At 59.9% G+C, this 16,711-nt stretch carries 14 protein-coding genes; 9 read left to right on the top strand and 5 right to left on the bottom strand.

Annotated features, from left to right (window positions below; genetic code table 11):
• Positions 1–312: 312 nt before the first annotated feature.
• A complete protein-coding gene (gene ccoN, locus ACYZUD_RS06180; protein ID WP_462023114.1) occupies positions 313–1,740 on the top strand; it encodes a cytochrome-c oxidase, cbb3-type subunit I in 1,428 nt (475 codons plus the stop codon).
• Between the two features lie 15 nt (positions 1,741–1,755).
• Positions 1,756–1,977: a cbb3-type cytochrome c oxidase subunit 3 gene (locus ACYZUD_RS06175; RefSeq protein WP_462023113.1), complete on the top strand. Its 222-nt coding sequence runs from the start codon at positions 1,756–1,758 to the stop codon at positions 1,975–1,977.
• Positions 1,978–2,108: 131 nt separating this feature from the next.
• On the opposite strand, the gene ACYZUD_RS06170 is transcribed toward ACYZUD_RS06175, so the two are convergent.
• A complete protein-coding gene (locus ACYZUD_RS06170; RefSeq protein WP_462023112.1) occupies positions 2,109–2,603 on the bottom strand; it encodes a hypothetical protein in 495 nt (164 codons plus the stop codon).
• Positions 2,604–2,673: 70 nt separating this feature from the next.
• On the bottom strand, positions 2,674–3,441 hold the full coding sequence (locus ACYZUD_RS06165) for a helix-turn-helix domain-containing protein (RefSeq protein WP_462023111.1): 768 nt from the start codon (positions 3,439–3,441) through the stop codon (positions 2,674–2,676).
• Between the two features lie 93 nt (positions 3,442–3,534).
• Here ACYZUD_RS06165 and ACYZUD_RS06160 point away from each other — a divergent pair, with 93 nt between their 5' ends.
• Complete coding sequence (locus tag ACYZUD_RS06160) at positions 3,535–4,227, top strand: aspartate/glutamate racemase family protein (protein WP_462023110.1); 693 nt, start codon at positions 3,535–3,537, stop codon at positions 4,225–4,227.
• 207 nt (positions 4,228–4,434) lie between these two features.
• On the opposite strand, the gene ACYZUD_RS06155 is transcribed toward ACYZUD_RS06160, so the two are convergent.
• Together ACYZUD_RS06155 and ACYZUD_RS06150 are read right to left on the bottom strand one after the other, a co-directional pair.
• Positions 4,435–5,415, bottom strand: a complete 981-nt coding sequence (locus ACYZUD_RS06155; protein WP_462023109.1) for a LysR substrate-binding domain-containing protein — start codon at positions 5,413–5,415, stop codon at positions 4,435–4,437.
• 75 nt (positions 5,416–5,490) lie between these two features.
• Positions 5,491–5,931, bottom strand: a complete 441-nt coding sequence (locus ACYZUD_RS06150) for a carboxymuconolactone decarboxylase family protein (protein ID WP_462023108.1) — start codon at positions 5,929–5,931, stop codon at positions 5,491–5,493.
• Between the two features lie 205 nt (positions 5,932–6,136).
• Between ACYZUD_RS06150 and pdxR the strand changes: the two genes are divergently transcribed.
• The 4 genes from pdxR (at position 6,137) to ACYZUD_RS06130 (ending at position 9,533) form a co-directional block, all read left to right on the top strand.
• A complete protein-coding gene (gene pdxR, locus ACYZUD_RS06145; RefSeq protein WP_462023107.1) occupies positions 6,137–7,570 on the top strand; it encodes a MocR-like pyridoxine biosynthesis transcription factor PdxR in 1,434 nt (477 codons plus the stop codon).
• Positions 7,571–7,693: 123 nt separating this feature from the next.
• Positions 7,694–7,987 carry an antibiotic biosynthesis monooxygenase family protein gene (locus tag ACYZUD_RS06140; protein ID WP_462023106.1) on the top strand — a complete coding sequence of 98 codons (294 nt, stop codon included), beginning with the start codon at positions 7,694–7,696 and terminating at the stop codon, positions 7,985–7,987.
• Between the two features lie 189 nt (positions 7,988–8,176).
• Entirely contained in the window at positions 8,177–8,593 is a 417-nt protein-coding gene (locus ACYZUD_RS06135) for a cupin domain-containing protein (protein ID WP_462023105.1), read from the top strand.
• Positions 8,594–8,822: 229 nt separating this feature from the next.
• Positions 8,823–9,533 carry an ATPase gene (locus ACYZUD_RS06130; RefSeq protein WP_462023104.1) on the top strand — a complete coding sequence of 237 codons (711 nt, stop codon included), beginning with the start codon at positions 8,823–8,825 and terminating at the stop codon, positions 9,531–9,533.
• A 169-nt stretch (positions 9,534–9,702) separates the two neighbouring features.
• Here the strand turns inward: ACYZUD_RS06130 and ACYZUD_RS06125 are convergent, their stop codons facing one another.
• Positions 9,703–14,604: an NAD-glutamate dehydrogenase gene (locus ACYZUD_RS06125; RefSeq protein WP_462023103.1), complete on the bottom strand. Its 4,902-nt coding sequence runs from the start codon at positions 14,602–14,604 to the stop codon at positions 9,703–9,705.
• A gap of 503 nt (positions 14,605–15,107) precedes the next feature.
• On the opposite strand from ACYZUD_RS06125, the gene ACYZUD_RS06120 reads away from it, so the two are divergent.
• Positions 15,108–15,461, top strand: a complete 354-nt coding sequence (locus ACYZUD_RS06120; RefSeq protein WP_462023102.1) for a hypothetical protein — start codon at positions 15,108–15,110, stop codon at positions 15,459–15,461.
• Positions 15,462–15,747: 286 nt separating this feature from the next.
• Positions 15,748–16,707, top strand: coding sequence for an AAA family ATPase (locus ACYZUD_RS06115; protein WP_003218556.1), 960 nt, complete (start codon positions 15,748–15,750; stop codon positions 16,705–16,707).
• Positions 16,708–16,711: the final 4 nt, after the last annotated feature.

The following is a 16,711-nucleotide window of genomic DNA, read 5'->3' as shown; positions in this document are numbered from 1 at the left end:
AGGCGACATGAATGTTGACTGTGCTGGCCTCTTCGCGAGCAGGCTCGCTCCCACAGGTTTGATCGGCATCAGGCTCTATGGCTCGTTATCGAGGTTGCGACTATGGACCTGCGGCGCAGCGCATTACAGATTCACCTGAATGCTAAAAAACCGTATCAGAGCGCGGCTGAGAACCGCAGGCAAGGTGCCGTATCTGATCCGCATAAATGAAGTTTTCCTGAGCCTGTTTTGTTTACAGCCATGTTTCTACAGTTTATGAGCATGTCAGACCGGGTGGTCTGGCGAGACTTTGCAACCGTGGAAGCATTGACCATGAGCACAGCAACAATCGGACAGGCCTATAACTACAAGGTCGTCCGCCAATTTGTCGTGGCAACCATCGTCTGGGGTGTCGTGGGGATGGCGATGGGGGTGTGGATCGCCTCGCAACTGGTGTGGCCCGAGATGAACCTCGACCTGCCGTGGACCACCTTTGGCCGCTTGCGCCCCTTGCACACCAGCCTGGTGATTTTCGGCTTTGCCGGCAGCGCACAGTTCGCCGCCAGTTACTACGCGGTGCAGCGCACCTGCCAGGTGCGGCTGTATTCGGACAAACTCGCCGCGTTCACCTTTTGGGGTTGGCAGTCGGTGATCGTGGTGATGCTGATCACCCTGCCGCTGGGCTACACCACCACCAAGGAATACGCCGAGATCGAATTCTCCGGTGCGGTATGGATGACAGTGGTCTGGGTCGCTTATGCCATCGTGTTCTTCACCACCGTGGTGCAGCGCAAGACCAAACACATCTACGTCGGCAACTGGTTCTTCGGCGCGTTCATCGTGGTGATCGCCATGCTGCACGTGGTCAATCACCTGTCGATTCCAGTGGGCTGGTTCAAGTCCTACCCGGTGTATTCCGGGGCCACCGACGCCATGGTGCAATGGTGGTACGGGCACAACGCGGTGGGCTTTTTCCTGACCACCGGGTTCCTGGGGATGATGTATTACTTCGTGCCGAAACAGGTCGGGCGGCCGGTGTATTCCTATCGGTTATCCATCGTGCACTTCTGGGCGCTGATTACCCTGTACATCTGGGCCGGCCCACATCACTTGCACTACACCGCACTGCCGGACTGGGCGCAGTCGCTGGGCATGGCGATGTCGCTGATCCTGCTGGCGCCGAGCTGGGGCGGCATGATCAACGGCATGATGACCCTCTCGGGCGCCTGGCATAAGTTGCGCAGCGACCCGATCCTGCGTTTCCTGGTGCTGTCCCTGGCCTTCTACGGCATGTCGACCTTCGAAGGGCCGATGATGGCGATCAAAACGGTCAACGCCCTCTCCCACTACACCGACTGGACCATCGGCCACGTTCACGCCGGCGCCCTCGGCTGGGTGGCGATGATCACCTTCGGCGCGACCTACCACATGGTTCCGAAAGTCTTCGGCCGCGAACAGATGCACAGCACGCCGTTGATCAACCTGCACTTCTGGCTGGCGACCATCGGCACTGTCCTGTACATCGCCTCGATGTGGGTCAACGGCATCACCCAGGGGTTGATGTGGCGCGCAATCAACGACGACGGCACGCTGACGTACTCCTTCGTCGAAGCCTTGCAGGCCAGTCATCCGGGCTTCGTGGTGCGCTTTGCCGGCGGGGTGTTCTTCCTCAGCGGAATGTTGCTGATGGCGTACAACGTCTGGCGCACCGTGCGGGTTGCGGACGTGGCAATGGCCGAGCGCGAAGCGCAGATTGCCTGAGGCGAGGAACTTGAGATGATCGAGATTGTGCTGAATGTACTGGGGGTAACGGGGCTTTGGCTGGCGGTCGAATACTGCCTGAAGCACCAGACGGCTGAGAGCCTGGAGGATGCGAGCCTGATTCCGTTCGCCGATGACCCCGAGGTGGCGCGACGGGTGGAACTGGCGACCGGGAAAACCGTGAAAGCGGTGGCGCCGGAAGTGATGAAGCCTGGGTGGGGCAACCTCGATATCTGAAGCACCACTCATCCACTGTGGGAGCGAGCCTGCTCGCGAGGACGGAGGGTCAGTCGACATCAATGTTGACTGATAGACCGCTTTCGCGAGCAGGCTCGCTCCCACAGGGTAATGTGCAGTACCCGGAGAATTTAGCTGCGTTCGCGGGGGATCAGGCTCTGCAACTGCTGCGCCAGGAAATTCGCATCGAACGCAAAGGTATCCGGGTCTTTCAAGCCGTTGGTCTTGCGCCATTGCCAGCTACTCGACGGTGGCAGGCAAACCAGCGAAATGCTGCCGTACCGCGCGGCCGTCAGGCCCATCACGGCCAGTGAAATCTGACCACCGGCGCCCATCACATCCGGCACGAACTCCACCGGTTTACCGGCGATCACGATGCCCAGCTTCTCGGTCTTGAAGGTCGAGGTCTCAACCGGAACGCTCGGCCCCGAGGCAACATACGCTTCGCGGCTCACTTCCAGGAGATTCGGCGCCTGGACCGGTTCCAGCCATTGCTGGATCTGATCGAACAGCTCGCCAATGCGCGTCGCCCACACGGCCGATTGCGACTCAAACAGTTGTTTCTTGTGCGCTTCGCTTTCTGCGTAGTGGCGAAGCATCTCGCCCAGTTGCTGTACGTCGCTCATTGCGGTGTTCCTTTGGTTGAAGCAGTGCTGCGGACTTTGAGCATGGCAGATGCGGGCTGCCGGCGTACGACTAAAAGCGTGAGCGGTACTGGCTGGGGGTCATCGCCAGGTATTTTCGAAAAGCGCTGCCCATGTGGGACTGATGGGCGAAGCCCGCCTCCAGCGCGATGCTGGCCAGCGACAGGTCGGTGTGTTCAATCATCCGCCGGGCCGCCTGCAGTCGCATTTCGACGAGATAAGCGTGAGGTGTCAGGCCGATGGCGCGGGTGAAGTCGCGCAGAAAACGCAGCTCGTTTTGCCCGTAGGCCGCGGCCAGCTGTTCCAACGTCAGGGACTGATGGAATTGTTCGGCGATCAGGTCCAGTACGCGGATGAAAGTCCTGGGTGTGGTCCGGTAAGCCATTTCGGCTTTCGGGTGAGTCAAATTCACGAATCCCAAGGCACATTGCTCAAGCGCCAGAAGGTCGGGTTGCGGAGCAAGCAGCAGACGCCGCGCCTCGCGTGCCAGGGCCAACGCCTGTCGATTGCCTGAAGACTGCATGCGATGGCCGACGGCGGGCAGATGCTCGCTGGCGAACGGCTCGGCCAGGCGCATCAGCAGGTATTCCCCGCCGCTGGCCGATTCGGAAAACACTTCCACGCCAACCGGGGTGTAAGCCAGCACGCCGGGCAGTGTGTCGAAATCGACCCGATGGTCGGAATCGATCGAGTGAACGCCCTGCTGGCGCTCCAGCGTCACCCCAAGGGTTTGCGACTGCGCCGGATCACGCGCGCTGTAAGCGGCACGGGGCAAGAGTTGCATGCTCACTTTATCGCCCAGCAGAGGCTGACTCAGCATGTGAAATTTCCTGATAGATGGCCGCAAGATCCACCGGATACTCTCCAATAAAGGCATTCTCACTCAAAGAACTGCCATCAACAGGAGCACACCATGCGCACCATCGGCCTTATCGGCGGCATGAGCTGGGAGTCCAGCGCCGAGTATTACCGTCTCATCAACCAACAGGTGCGCGATCGCCTCGGGCCGTTGCGTTCGGCGAAATTGCTAATGTACAGCGTCGACTTCGGGCCTGTCGAACAGGCTCAGCATGCCGGCCGCTGGGACGATGCGGCGCTGATCCTGGTGGATGCCGCGCGGCGGCTGGAGGCTGGCGGCGCCGACTGCGTGGTGCTGTGTACCAACACCATGCACAAGGTCGCCGGGCAGATTCAGGCAGCGATCGACATTCCGTTCCTGCACATCGCCGACCCGGCCGGTCGGGCTGCGGTCGATGCGGGGGCGTTGCAGGTCGGATTGCTGGGCACTGCGTTCACCATGGAACAGGATTTCCTCAAGGAACGCCTGACGTCGATGGGGCTGACCGTGCTGGTGCCGGATGCCGAGGAACGGCAGGCCGTGCACCGGATTATCTATGACGAGTTGTGCGTCGGGGTGATCAGCGACGCGTCGCGCCAAGTGTATCAGCAGATCATCGAATCCCTGACCCGACGTGGCGCCCAGGCAATCATCCTCGGCTGCACCGAAATCGGCCTGCTGATCAAGCCCGAACACAGCGCCCTGCCCCTGCTCGATACCACCGAACTGCATGCGCAGGCGGCGGTGGCGTTTGCGTTGGGCGACTGAGTCAACCGGCCTTGGGCGTCAGTGACGGGCATGGGTGATTCATCCTTGAGACAGACATGGCCGCTCACTCTACAACGCATTCTTTTGGTATAGCGAGAACCAATGTGGGAGCGAGCCTGCTCGCGATGGGGCCATAACAGTCAACAGTGATGTCGACTGTCGGGCCGCTATCGCGAGCAGGCTCGCTCCCACATTTTTGGGCAGTGGTCAGCCTTCGAACCACTCCCGCCGCTCATTGAAAGTGTTCTGGATCAACTCGACGATCATCTGCACCTGCGCTTCACCCTGAGACTGCGCATTCACCGCCATCCACACCTGGCGCTGCATCGGTTGATCGAACAACCCCGGCAACGCGATCAGGCCGCGGTCGAAGCGGCTCATATAGCCGGGCAGCAGGCCAATGCAGGCGCTGCAACGGATCATCTCCAGCATCAGCTCATAGGCATGCAATTGCACCACCCCGGCCAGGCGCTGTTCCACCAACGCATTCCACGGCACAAAGCTGTCGACCTGGCGGTCATGCTGCCATTGCACCAGCAGGAAATCGGCCAGGTCATCGAGGCTGTCCGGGCGTGATGCCACCCGTGAATAACGCTTGGCGATGTGCGGCCGGTAGTCGAGAAGCGCCAGGCGCCGGGGCTCGCTGACGGCAAAACTGGGGCCCGGCAACGGCGTATCGGTGCCGGCCAGCCACACCACCACATCGGCACTGACCGCTTGCAGGGACAGTTCGCTGTCCAGGGTGATGATGTCCAGGCGCACACTGGCATTGCGCCGAAGCAAGGCCACCAGGTCGCGCCCCAGAATGTCATGCAGGATCGATTCGGCGACCGCCAGGCGAATCAACGGCTGTTCGATTACCGGTAAGTCGCGCTCATGGGCCAGTGCGATCAACTGCGCCTGAAGCTGCAACCCTTCACGACTGAGGGCAATGCCGTTGTCGGCATGGATGAACAGCGAACACTGCAGTTGAGTGTCAAGCTGCGCCAACTGTTTGCGCAGCAGGGTCGCCTTGATGTTGAGACTGCGGGCCGCCTGCATGAAACAGCCGCAGCGGGCACTGACCGTGAACGCCTGAACCAGCTGCGGATCAATCGCGGCTGCCAGCGCACGCCAGGACAGTGTTGTTTCTACAGGCGAACGGTACTCGGCAAGGCCCTGACGCCCTGTGGTTTCCATGAATGACATCGATGACTCCCTGTCGATCTGTCCTTTGAAAGCTTCATCCTGCGCACCGTTGATGAAACTGGTGTGACAACGGCATCAAGCGCTGGGCGCTTGTCGAAAGCTCACTGCCAGGCGATTCCAGCTATTGATGGTGGTGACAGCGATGGTCAGGTCGACCATCTCGCCTTCACTGAACTGCTCCCGGGCCTGAGCGTAGACGTCATCCGGTACGTGGCTTTGGGAGAGCAAGGTCACCGCCTCGGTCCAGGCCAGCGCCGCGCGTTCCCGAGGGTTGAAGAAGCCGCTGTCGCGCCAGACCACGATCGAATACAGGCGCCGGTCGGTCTCGCCCAGGCGCCGGGCGTCCACCGAGTGCATGTCGGTGCAGAAGGCGCAGCCATTGAGCTGCGAAGCGCGGATCTTGATCAGGTGCAGCAGTGCGGGCTCGATACTGAGGTTGCTGGTCAAGGCCTCCATGGCAATCATCGCTTTCATCGCCTTGGGCGATGCGCTGTAGTAATCCAGACGGGAATTCATGGAGTGCCTCGTGGATCGATAGTTAATCCTTAAGTTAGGCGTTGATGCGCAGGCGTTACAGATCCAATTCTGCGAAAAAACCGTGGACCAACGTGATTGCAGACCAATCCCGGGTTTTTCGCCCACGCAACTTCTGCGCAGCAACGCTTGCGGGTAATCTGGCGCGACGCACACGCGCCTCAACCGCCCCAGGAGCCTTGCCGGTATGGAACTTCATGTTGTCATCAACGGCCGCAAGGACCTGGCAGGCCAGTTGTACAACCAACTGCGCAGCGCCATCGAATCCGGTCGTCTGGCAGCCGGGACACAGCTGCCGCCCAGTCGTTTGCTGGCGGAACAGTTGGGCATCTCGCGCAAGACCATTTCCGACACCTACTCGCAACTGACCTACGAAAACTTCCTCACCGGGATCATCGGCAAAGGCACCTACGTCAACGCCCGGCCGGCGCAAATCACCCGTAAACAGAGCCATACCGAGCTGGCCAGTGCCGAGATCATTGAGTACTGGCGCAATCTGCCGGTGTTTCTGCGCCATCCCACCCTGGAGGGCTCGTTGCGTTACGACTTCATCGGTGGCGCCACCAGCAAGGGCCAGTTTCCCCAGGATGACTGGCGGCGCTGTACCTCCCACGCCTTGCGCCAGATCGCCGGTTCCAAGGGTTTCTACAGCCTGCCCGAAGGGTTGCCGGCGCTGCGCAACGCGATCGCCCGGCACATCGCATTCTCGCGCGGGGTCAACTGCCAGGACGAAGACGTGGTGGTGTGCAACGGCGCCCAACAGGCGCTGGACCTTATCTCGCGGGTGCTGACACAGCCAGGCAGCCTTGTCGCAATGGAAGACCCCGGTTACCCGCCGGCGCGCCTGTTGTTCGGTAGCCACGGCGCTACGGTGGTCGGGGTGCCGGTGGATACCGAGGGCATTGAGGTAGACAAAATCCCCGATGGCACGCGGTTGATATACGTCACGCCGTCCCACCAGTTCCCGCTGGGCATGCCCATGAGCCAGGCCCGCCGGGTGGCGCTGCTGGAGCGGGCGCATGAGCTGGGCGCGATCATCATCGAGGACGATTACGACAGCGAATTCCGCTACGAGGGCCGCCCCACCGACTCCTTGCAAAGCATGGATGAGCGCGGGATCGTCGCCTATGTCGGCACCTTTTCGAAAACCATGCTGCCGGAGTTGCGACTCGGTTATGCGATTTTGCCCCCGGCGATTCTTCAAGCAGTCATCCGCGCCAAGCAGCTCACCGACCTGCACACCTCGACCCTGCCCCAATGGGCGCTGGCCAAGTTCATCGCCGAAGGCTGCCTGCTCAAGCACATTCGGCGCTGCCACACGGTCTACGCCGGTCGCCGCGAACGCATCCTCGCGCGCATGGCCGGCGACCTCTCACCCTGGCTTGAGGCCGTGCCCTCCACCGCCGGGTTCCACATGGTGGTTATGTGCAAAGTGCCTATCGATATTCCATTGGTGATCGAACTGGCCAAAAAGGTCGAAGTCGGGCTCTACGCCATCGACAGCTTTTACTACCAGCAGGCGCCCCGGGCCGGGCTTTTCCTGGGTTTTGGCGCCATCGAAACACTGGACATCGATATCGCTCTGGACCGCCTGCGAGACATTTTGCAACAAGTTGCCTGACGGATTGGTCTGCGTTTTTATCCGGCGATTGGCTATTGGCGGCCCAAGGGTGCAGGCCTATCCTGCATAGGCGTTATCCCTCAATGAGCAGGATTCGTCCGGCTTGATTCAGGAGTGTGAGTAATGTCCAACGAAGTGATCAATACCGTAAAGGTGCAGGCTGTGGCCGGCCGCTCGGATGAACTGGGTAAGCAACTGCAAAAGATTGTCGAAACCCTGCGCGAACTACCGGGCTGCGATTCCTATATGGTCGACCGCTGCCCTGAGGACGACCACCGCTGGACTGTCAGCGCCCGCTGGCAATCGGAAGCGGCCATGCAATCGCATTTCAACTGCCCCGAAGTGCAAGGCTTTATCGGCCTGATCGACAGCCGCCTGGCCAACGCCGTCGACTTCAACAGCTTTCCTATCGTCTAGAAAAATTAGATCGCAGTCTTCGGCCACACCTGCAGGGAATGGGTACCTCTGCAGGCGTGGCTGGAGGCTGCGATCTTCTTTTTTAACCCCCTTGATTGGTCCCCTTGCCTTCACGAACATTGGCTGTTTGCTTGCCTATGGATGAGACTTACTGTGGTCCCTGACGACTAACCACAGCAGGTGATAACCATGAACGCCTTACGCTACTGTGCAGCTCCCCTCGCCGCCCTTGCCCTGACCGTTTCAGCCTCGGCATTCGCCCACGAAACGGCCCCTTCGGAAAAGGTCACGGTGTTGCAGGACCAGATGTTGAAAAACGTGCCCGATAAAAAGGCGCTGATGATCGAAGTTGACTATCTGCCCGGCCAATCGTCCATCGCCCACATGCATGAAGGCACGGCCATGGCATACGTCATTTCGGGAGAAATCATTTCCCAGGTCAAAGGTGAAAAGGCGATCACTTACAAGGCCGGTGAATATTGGTACGAGCCGGCCGGGTCGGAGCATCTGGTCTCGAAAAATGCCAGTGCGACCAAACCGGCCAAACTGTTGGTGTTTATGGTGTTGTCGCCGAACGAACAAATATTGATCCCGTTAAAAAACTGATAGCTGTTGCGCCAGCCATAAATAAACAGGCCCGAATCTGCCATTCGGGCCTGTTTATTTCTCTGCGCAATTAACCGAAGACTGTTAAACCAAACAAAACTATTGGTCACCTGACAAGAGCAGCAATTGGCTATTTTATTCAACGACGACAGGTTTAGTCTGGAATCACTGCCGAATACTTGCGACTACTTAAACTTTCCAACTGAAGTTGTTTCACTGGAGAAACACCATGAAACTTGCGCTTGTCAGCACCCTGTCGCTCACAGTTCTGTTAATGGGTTGTTCGGTGCCCACCGCGCCCAAGGCAGTGTCCTCGCTGGACGGCCTCTTCACTGAACCCGTCGGCCGCAGCAGCGCCACGAGCGTTGCCAATGGCAGCGATGTATCGCTGGGCATTGTCTACAGCCGAAATACCCAGACCAATCGCGCGTACCTGCAGCATTATCAGGCCAATGCCGGCACCGGTTTCGGCCAGAGCCTGCTGGTGCAGTCGATTCACGATGCCTACGTCACCACCTCAAAACCTGACCTGGCGGTGGACTGGGTCAAGGCGTCCTTGCAGCGTCAGTTTGGCTCGGTGACGGTGTATCCGGACATGCAAAGCCTCAGGGCCGCGAAACCGGATGTAGTGGCCGTCGTCGACACTCGCAGCCAACTGATGACATCGCGCAGTTCGGATATCGAGGCGGATGTCAGTGCGGACTTCTACGATTCTAACTTCAATTACATCGGTACTGCTCAAGGGCATGACGCCAGAGCATTAAGTCCGTTATGGGCGGACTATAAACGCAGCGAAGAGATAGTGGCGGACATTAATGAACAACAGAATGTGCAAGTTCGGGCGCTGCAGAAGTTTGACCAGTCGCTCAGTAATTTATTGACCAGGCCGACAGATAAAGTGTCGATGGCCGATAATAAAACTGGCCGGAAGTTGTATTGAGGTTCTGGCCCTATCGCGAGCACGCTCGCTCCCACATGAGTTCTGTGGACGACGCAAAACCAATGTGGGAGCGAGCCTGTTCGCGATGAGGCCCGACCAGACACCCCAAAACCTTCAGATAAAAAAGCCCCGCCTCTCTCGAGACGGGGCTTGCTCATTCAACGCCTGATCAGGCCGCCGGTTCCAACTCGGCACTGACAGTCGCGGTCGCAGCCACTACCGCTTGCCCGCTCAACGCCAGGTCCAGCAGTTCGCGGTTGGCCACCGCGTACATGGCGTAATCGGTGCCGCTGGCAGCACGGATTTCCACCAGCATGGCGCGCCAGCGTTCGATCATGCCTTCGTGCTCTTCCATCCACAGCGCCAGGCGTGTTTCCACGTCCTGGGTGCCGTCGCCCTGTTGCAGGACCGAGATGGTGATCGCACGTTGTTGCCAGTCGACGTCATCACGGAACGCTTCACGGGCCAGGGCCTGCCAGTTGTTTTCAACCGGCAGCGCGCTGATCTGTTGCAGGTACCAGGTGATGTCCAGCGCGCTGCCGACGGCGAAGTAAGCCTTCGCGACGTCTGCTGCGTTCTGGCCGGTCACGTCCGACGCTTCGATGATCGGCAGCAAGGTGTACAGGTGAGTGGTGCCTGCAACCATGCGCGCCAACAACTCAGGTACGCCAGCGGCGACGTAAGCCTGATAGCGGGTCTGCCAGCCTTCGCGGGTCGGGCCTTCCAGCAGTTCGTCGAGCTTGAGGCCCAGCGCGGCCAGATGCGGACCGAAGTGCGCGACGTCACGGGCAGCGTTCTGCTCGTTGCGGCGACTGCGCAGGAACCAGCGCGTAGCGCGACGGCCCAGACGCATCAGCTCGTCCATCAACTCCAGTTGGACGTCGGCCGAGACCTGGTAATCCAGGGCTTCGATCTGACGGAACCAGTGCGGGAGATGGAAGATGTCACGCACGATCACGTAGGCACCGGCCACGTTCGCCGGGCTCATTCCGGTCGACTCTTTGAGTCGTTGAACGAAGGTGATGCCCATGTGGTTGACCAGATCGTTGGCGATCTGGGTGCTGACGATCTCACGCTTCAGACGGTGACGGCGCATGGCATCGGAGAACTTGCTCACCAGGGTCGGCGGGAAAGCGGTCTCCATGTCGCGGGTCAGGTAGTCGTCGTCCGGCACCAGGGAATTGAGCAGCGCTTCCTTGAGGTCGATCTTGCTGTAGGAGATCAGCACCGACAGCTCGGCACGGGTCAGGCCATGGCCTTCCGCGAGACGCTCGTTGATCGCTTCTTCCGACGGCAGGAACTCGATGGCGCGATCCAGCTTGCCGCGGCCTTCCAGATCGTTCATCAGACGCTTGTATTCGGCAATCCGCACAAAGGCACGACGGGCCGCCAGGGACAGGGCCTGAGTCTGCTTGTAGTTGTTGCCGAGCACCAGGTTGCCGACTTCGTCCGTCATGCTGCCGAGCAACTGGTTACGTTGCTTCTCGGTCATGTCGCCGGCGTGCACCACTTCGTTCAACAGGATCTTGATGTTCACTTCGTGGTCGGAGCAGTCCACACCACCGGCGTTGTCGATGAAGTCGGTGTTGGAACCACCGCCATTGAGGCCGAATTCGACACGACCCAGCTGAGTCATACCGAGGTTACCGCCCTCGCCCACGACTTTGCAGCGCAGCTCGTTGCCGTTTACGCGCAATGCATCGTTGGCCTTGTCGCCGACATCGGCGTGGCTTTCGGTGCTGGCTTTGACGTAAGTGCCGATACCGCCGTTCCACAACAGATCCACCGGTGCCTTGAGCAAGGCATTGAGCAGTTCGGTCGGGGTCAGCTTGTCCGCCTGAATGTCGAAGCGCTCTTTCATCTGCGGGGAAATCGCGATGCTTTTCGCGCTGCGGGAGAAGATCCCGCCGCCTTCGGACATGATGCTGGTGTCGTAGTCCGACCACGCCGAACGCGGCAGATCGAACAGGCGCTGACGCTCGGCGAAGCTGTTGGCAGGCTCCGGGTTCGGGTCGATGAAGATGTGCAGGTGGTTGAACGCTGCGACCAGTTGCAGCTTGTCGGACATCAACAAGCCGTTACCGAACACGTCACCGGCCATGTCGCCGACGCCCACCACGGTGATGCTGTCTTCCTGGACATTGATGCCGCGCTCGCGGAAGTGACGTTGTACGCCCACCCACGCGCCTTTGGCGGTGATGCCCATTTTCTTGTGGTCGTAACCGGCCGAGCCGCCCGATGCGAAGGCATCGCCAAGCCAGAAGCCGTAGTCGATGGCGATACCGTTGGCGATGTCGGAGAAGGTCGCGGTGCCCTTGTCCGCAGCGACCACCAGGTACGGGTCATCGTCGTCATGACGCACGACGTTGGCCGGCGGTACCAGTGCGCCGTCTTTCAGGTTGTCGGTGATGTCCAACAGGCCCGAGATGAAGATGCGGTAGCAGGCAATGCCCTCGGCCGCGATCTCGTCACGGCTGCCGCCCAGTGGCAGGCGACGCGGCAGGAAGCCGCCCTTCGCACCCACCGGCACGATGACCGAGTTCTTCACTTGCTGGGCTTTTACCAGGCCCAGGACCTCGGTACGGAAGTCTTCTTCACGGTCAGACCAGCGCAGGCCACCGCGAGCGACGTTGCCGAAGCGCAGGTGAACGCCTTCGACGCGAGGCGAGTAGACGAAGATTTCGAACTTCGGTACTGGCTTCGGCAGCTCGGGAATCTGGTGCGGGTTGAACTTGAAGCTGAAGTAGGACTTGTTCTGACCATGGGAGTCGGTCTGGTAGAAGTTGGTCCGCAGGGTCGCCTTGATCAGGTCCAGGTAGCGACGCAGGATGCGGTCTTCGTTCAGCACCTGGACATCGTCCAGAGCCGTCAGAATCGCGTGTTCCAGACGTTGCTGCTTGTCTTCCAGATCGTCGCTGGTCAGCTTGCGTGCCAGGTAGAAACGGGTCTTGAACAACCGGGTCAACTCGCGAGCGATGTCAGTGTGGTTGTTCAAAGTGCTGGCGATGTAGCCCAGGTCGAAGCCCAGACGGATCTGCTTCATGTAGCGGGCGTAGGCACGCAGCAGCGCCACGTCGCGCCATGGCAGGCCGGCCGTCAGCACCAGGCGATTGAAGGCATCGTTTTCGGCATCGCCACGCACGATGTGGACGAAAGCGTCCTGCAAGGTGTCGTTGAGTTGCTGGATGTCGAGTTCCAGGCCTTCGGCAGCGGTGAAGGCGAAATCATGGATCCAGAACTCGCGGCCACTGTTGTGGCGCAGGCGATACGGGAATTCACCCAGCACGCGCAGCCCGAGGTTTTCCAGGATTGGCAACACGTCGGACAGCGCCAGCGGCGTATCGGCGTGGTACAGCTTGCAGTGCAGCATGCGCTGACCGGAGACCTGGGCCAGCGGCTGATAAAAGCTCATCACCAGTGGATTTTTTTCGCTCAGGCTCAACAGGTGCTGCATGTCGACCACGGCCGAGTGGGCGGCGAAACGCTCACGGTAACCGGCCGGGAAGCCTTTCGGGAAGTCGGCCAGCACGTTAGTGCCGTGGGCTTCGCCGAAGCTTTCCACGACCAGGCTCGCGTAGTCGTCCTGCCAGCTGCGGCAGGCCTGTACCACTTCTTTTTCCAGCAGAACCGGGTCGATATCCAGACGGTTCTTCGGATCGACGCGCAGAATCAGCTGCACACGGGCCAGCACGGATTCGGAGAAGAAGGTCCAGAACTCGCAGTCCGAGGCTTTCAGGCGATCCATCAGCACTTGCTGGATCTTCTGGCGCACTTCGGTGGAGTAGATGTCGCGCGGCACGTAGGCCAGGCAGTAGCAGAAACGGCCGTACGGGTCTTTGCGCAGGAACACGCGAATCTTGTTGCGTTCCTGGATCTGCACGATCGACATCACAGTGCTGAACAGCTCATCGACCGGGGTCTGGAACAGATCGTCACGCGGCAGCACTTCGACCACCTGCGCCAGTTCCTTGCCCAGGTGGGCCTTGGCCTGGAAGCCGGAACGGCGTTCGATTTCCTCGACCTTGCGGCGGATGTACGGGATGACCCGAACGCTCTCGCCATACACCGACGAGGTGTACAGGCCCATGAAACGGCATTCCTTGATAACGTTGCCGTCGGCGTCGATTTCACGGATCGACACGTAGTCCGGGTAAGCCGGACGGTGTACACGGCTTGGGTGCGCGGCCTTGGCGAACGACAACAGGGTCGGTTCGCGCAGGTAGTTCACGGCGTAGTCTTCGATGCGCAGGTCATCGTAGGTCAGGCCGGTGCGCAGCAGTTTGGTCAGACCCAGGAAGGAATCCTGGTCATAGACGATGTGGCCGCCGTCGACCTCATCGCGAACCACGAATTCTTCATAGCCCAGGAAGGTGAAGTGGTTGCCCACCAGCCATTCGAGGAAGCTTTTGATTTCGGCTTTTTCTTCGGGATCAACGGCGAACTGGCTGCTGTCCAGGTGGGTCAGGATTTCCTGGACCTTGGCTTTCATCGGCTCGAAATCGGCGACCGCGACGCGGACTTCACCGAGAACCTGCTCCAGCTCTTTGCTCAGGACATTCAGTTCGGCCGTGTTGGCGCAGCGGTCGATTTCCAGGTACATCAACGACTCTTGCAGAATGTCGTCGCCCTGGGTGCCTTTTGGCAGGATTTCCAGCAGCTCGCCCTTGCTGCCGCGACGCACGCTCAGCACAGTGGTTTGCAGGGTGTGGATGCTGTAACCGCGACGGTTCAGCTCGGTACGCACCGAATCCACCAGAAATGGCAGGTCGTGGTGCAGCACTTCGACCGCGGTGTGGGTCGACTGCCAGCCGTGACGTTCGTAATCAGGGTTGTAGACGCGCACTTGCGGTTGCGCGTGATCGAAGCGCTCAAGCAGGCGCCACGCAGAAAGGGTGCAGCCGGCGAGGTCGGACAACCGACGCTGGGTCAGCTCGTCCAGGGAAATGATGCCGAAAAATTGTTCAGCGAACAGCGCCACTTGTGGCAGTGCCTGTTCACTAATGTGCTGGGCCAGTGCCGCTTGCAGTTGGTGCTGGAAGTCGGCTTTGCTGGCTGCGGTGAAGAACGCCATCTGTGGTACTCCGCTTGGGCTTGTTATTGATGGAAGCGTCGCGTGCAAAACCCCTTTCGGGGCGATCCGTCACCCTGTCCTGATTCTCGGGCAGAGGAAACAGGATGACAGGTGGGTGAAGCTGGACGAGACACTCAGGTCACATTCACCTTCCATGAATGGGCATCTGCAAAAACGACTGGACTGCGTGCAGCGCAATGTCTTTACAGGTACTCATCCGTTGCGCAGCTTAACGAGTGCGGCAAGGCCCGTGCTTGCGGCGCTGCGACATATTCGGTCATCGGTACGCAGCTCGCGGCATACACCTCGAACAACACTAGCAGCCATGCAGAAAATCGGGCGGTTTATGCCCGGTTTTACGGCACATCCGTACCAGAAATGACCAGTAACACTCCAAGTGTTCACAGCACATCCTCTGACACTCAGCCGAGCAGAAATTCCCGGGGGCTGGCAGAATCGCTCCTTGTTCGTTTTTACAGCGCTCGCCGAGCCAGGAATTCCCCATGCAAATGACCACCTCCCTCTTGATCGTCAACCCGTGCGACGACGAAGAAGACAACATGGCCATGCTCTGCTGCCACAGCAATCAGGGCGACATGTTCCTGATGACCCGTTATCCGGATGAAGACGAGCTGGAAATCACCCTCGACGGCGAGCCTTCGACCCTGGATGGCGTGAAAGTCACCCTCAGCCCTACCCGCCTGCTGATCGAAATCGCCGCCGCTGACGCCGATGCGCTCAATGGTGATGATTCCCTGGAAATCATTCACAGCACCGATGCCGGCGATCTGGCGGAAGTGGAAGAAACCTTGCAGAACATCCTCAAGGGGACAGGCACCTACATCAGCCAACTCTGAATTTCGGGCCTTAGCGACCGCCATCGCGAGCAGGCTCGCCCCCACAATTGATCGCATTTTCATGAAAGAACCCGGTCACCTGTGGGAGCGAGCCGGCTCGCGATGAGGCCCTTAAAGAACGAAACCACCCTGCGCCCCACACAAACTTCCAACAATTTTGCTAATCATTTCCCGCACTTTGCACAAAATGCCGTTAGTCGCCGCCCCCCGCGATGGATTAAAGTAACGCCCCCAGCCCTGGCGTTATTCGAACGTCTTCGGTCACCCTTTCCAGGAACAGTCATCGATGGAACATCGTGAAGCGCTGCTCGCGCTGCGAACCTTTCTTTCAACGCAGATTCTCGGCCAGGAAAAACTCATCGAGCGCTTGCTCATCGCCTTGCTTGCCGACGGCCACATGCTGGTCGAGGGCGCTCCGGGCCTGGCCAAGACCAAGGCCATCAAAGAACTCGCCGAAGGCATCGAGGCACAGTTCCATCGCATCCAGTTCACCCCCGACCTGCTGCCGGCCGACATCACCGGCACGGAAATCTATCGCCCGGAAACCGGCAGTTTCGTGTTCCAGCAAGGCCCGATCTTCCACAACCTGGTGCTGGCGGACGAAATCAACCGCGCCCCGGCCAAGGTGCAGTCGGCACTGCTCGAAGCCATGGCCGAGCGCCAGGTCAGCGTCGGGCGCAGCACTTACGAGCTGTCGCCGCTGTTCCTGGTGATGGCCACGCAGAACCCCATCGAGCAGGAAGGCACCTACCCGTTGCCCGAAGCCCAGCTCGACCGCTTCCTGATGCACGTGAAAATCGGCTTCCCGGATGCGGCCGTCGAACGCCGCATTCTGCAACAGGCCCGTGGCGAAGCCCTGAACGGCGAAACCAAACCCGAGCGCCGGGTCAGCCAGCAGGCGATCTTCGCCGCGCGCAAGGAAATCCTCGGCCTGTACATGGCCGACGCCGTGGAGGAATACCTGGTGCAACTGGTCATGGCCACGCGCACCCCGGCCAAGTTCGACCCGGAGATGGCCGAATGGATTGCCTACGGCGCCAGTCCTCGCGGCTCGATCGCCCTCGACCGCTGTGCCCGGGCCCACGCCTGGCTGGCCGGGCGCGACTTCGTCAGCCCGGAAGACATTCAGGCCGTGCTGTTCGACGTGCTGCGCCACCGCATCATTCTTTCCTTTGAAGCCGAAGCCGCTGGCATCGACCAGGACCGGGTGGTCCAGCGGATTCTCGACGTCGTAGCCGTCGCTTGACCCC

The organism is Pseudomonas sp. XS1P51 (assembly GCF_054897845.1).
The sequence above is the reverse complement of the archived record's forward strand: the minus strand, read 5'-3'. Positions and strand labels throughout refer to the sequence as shown.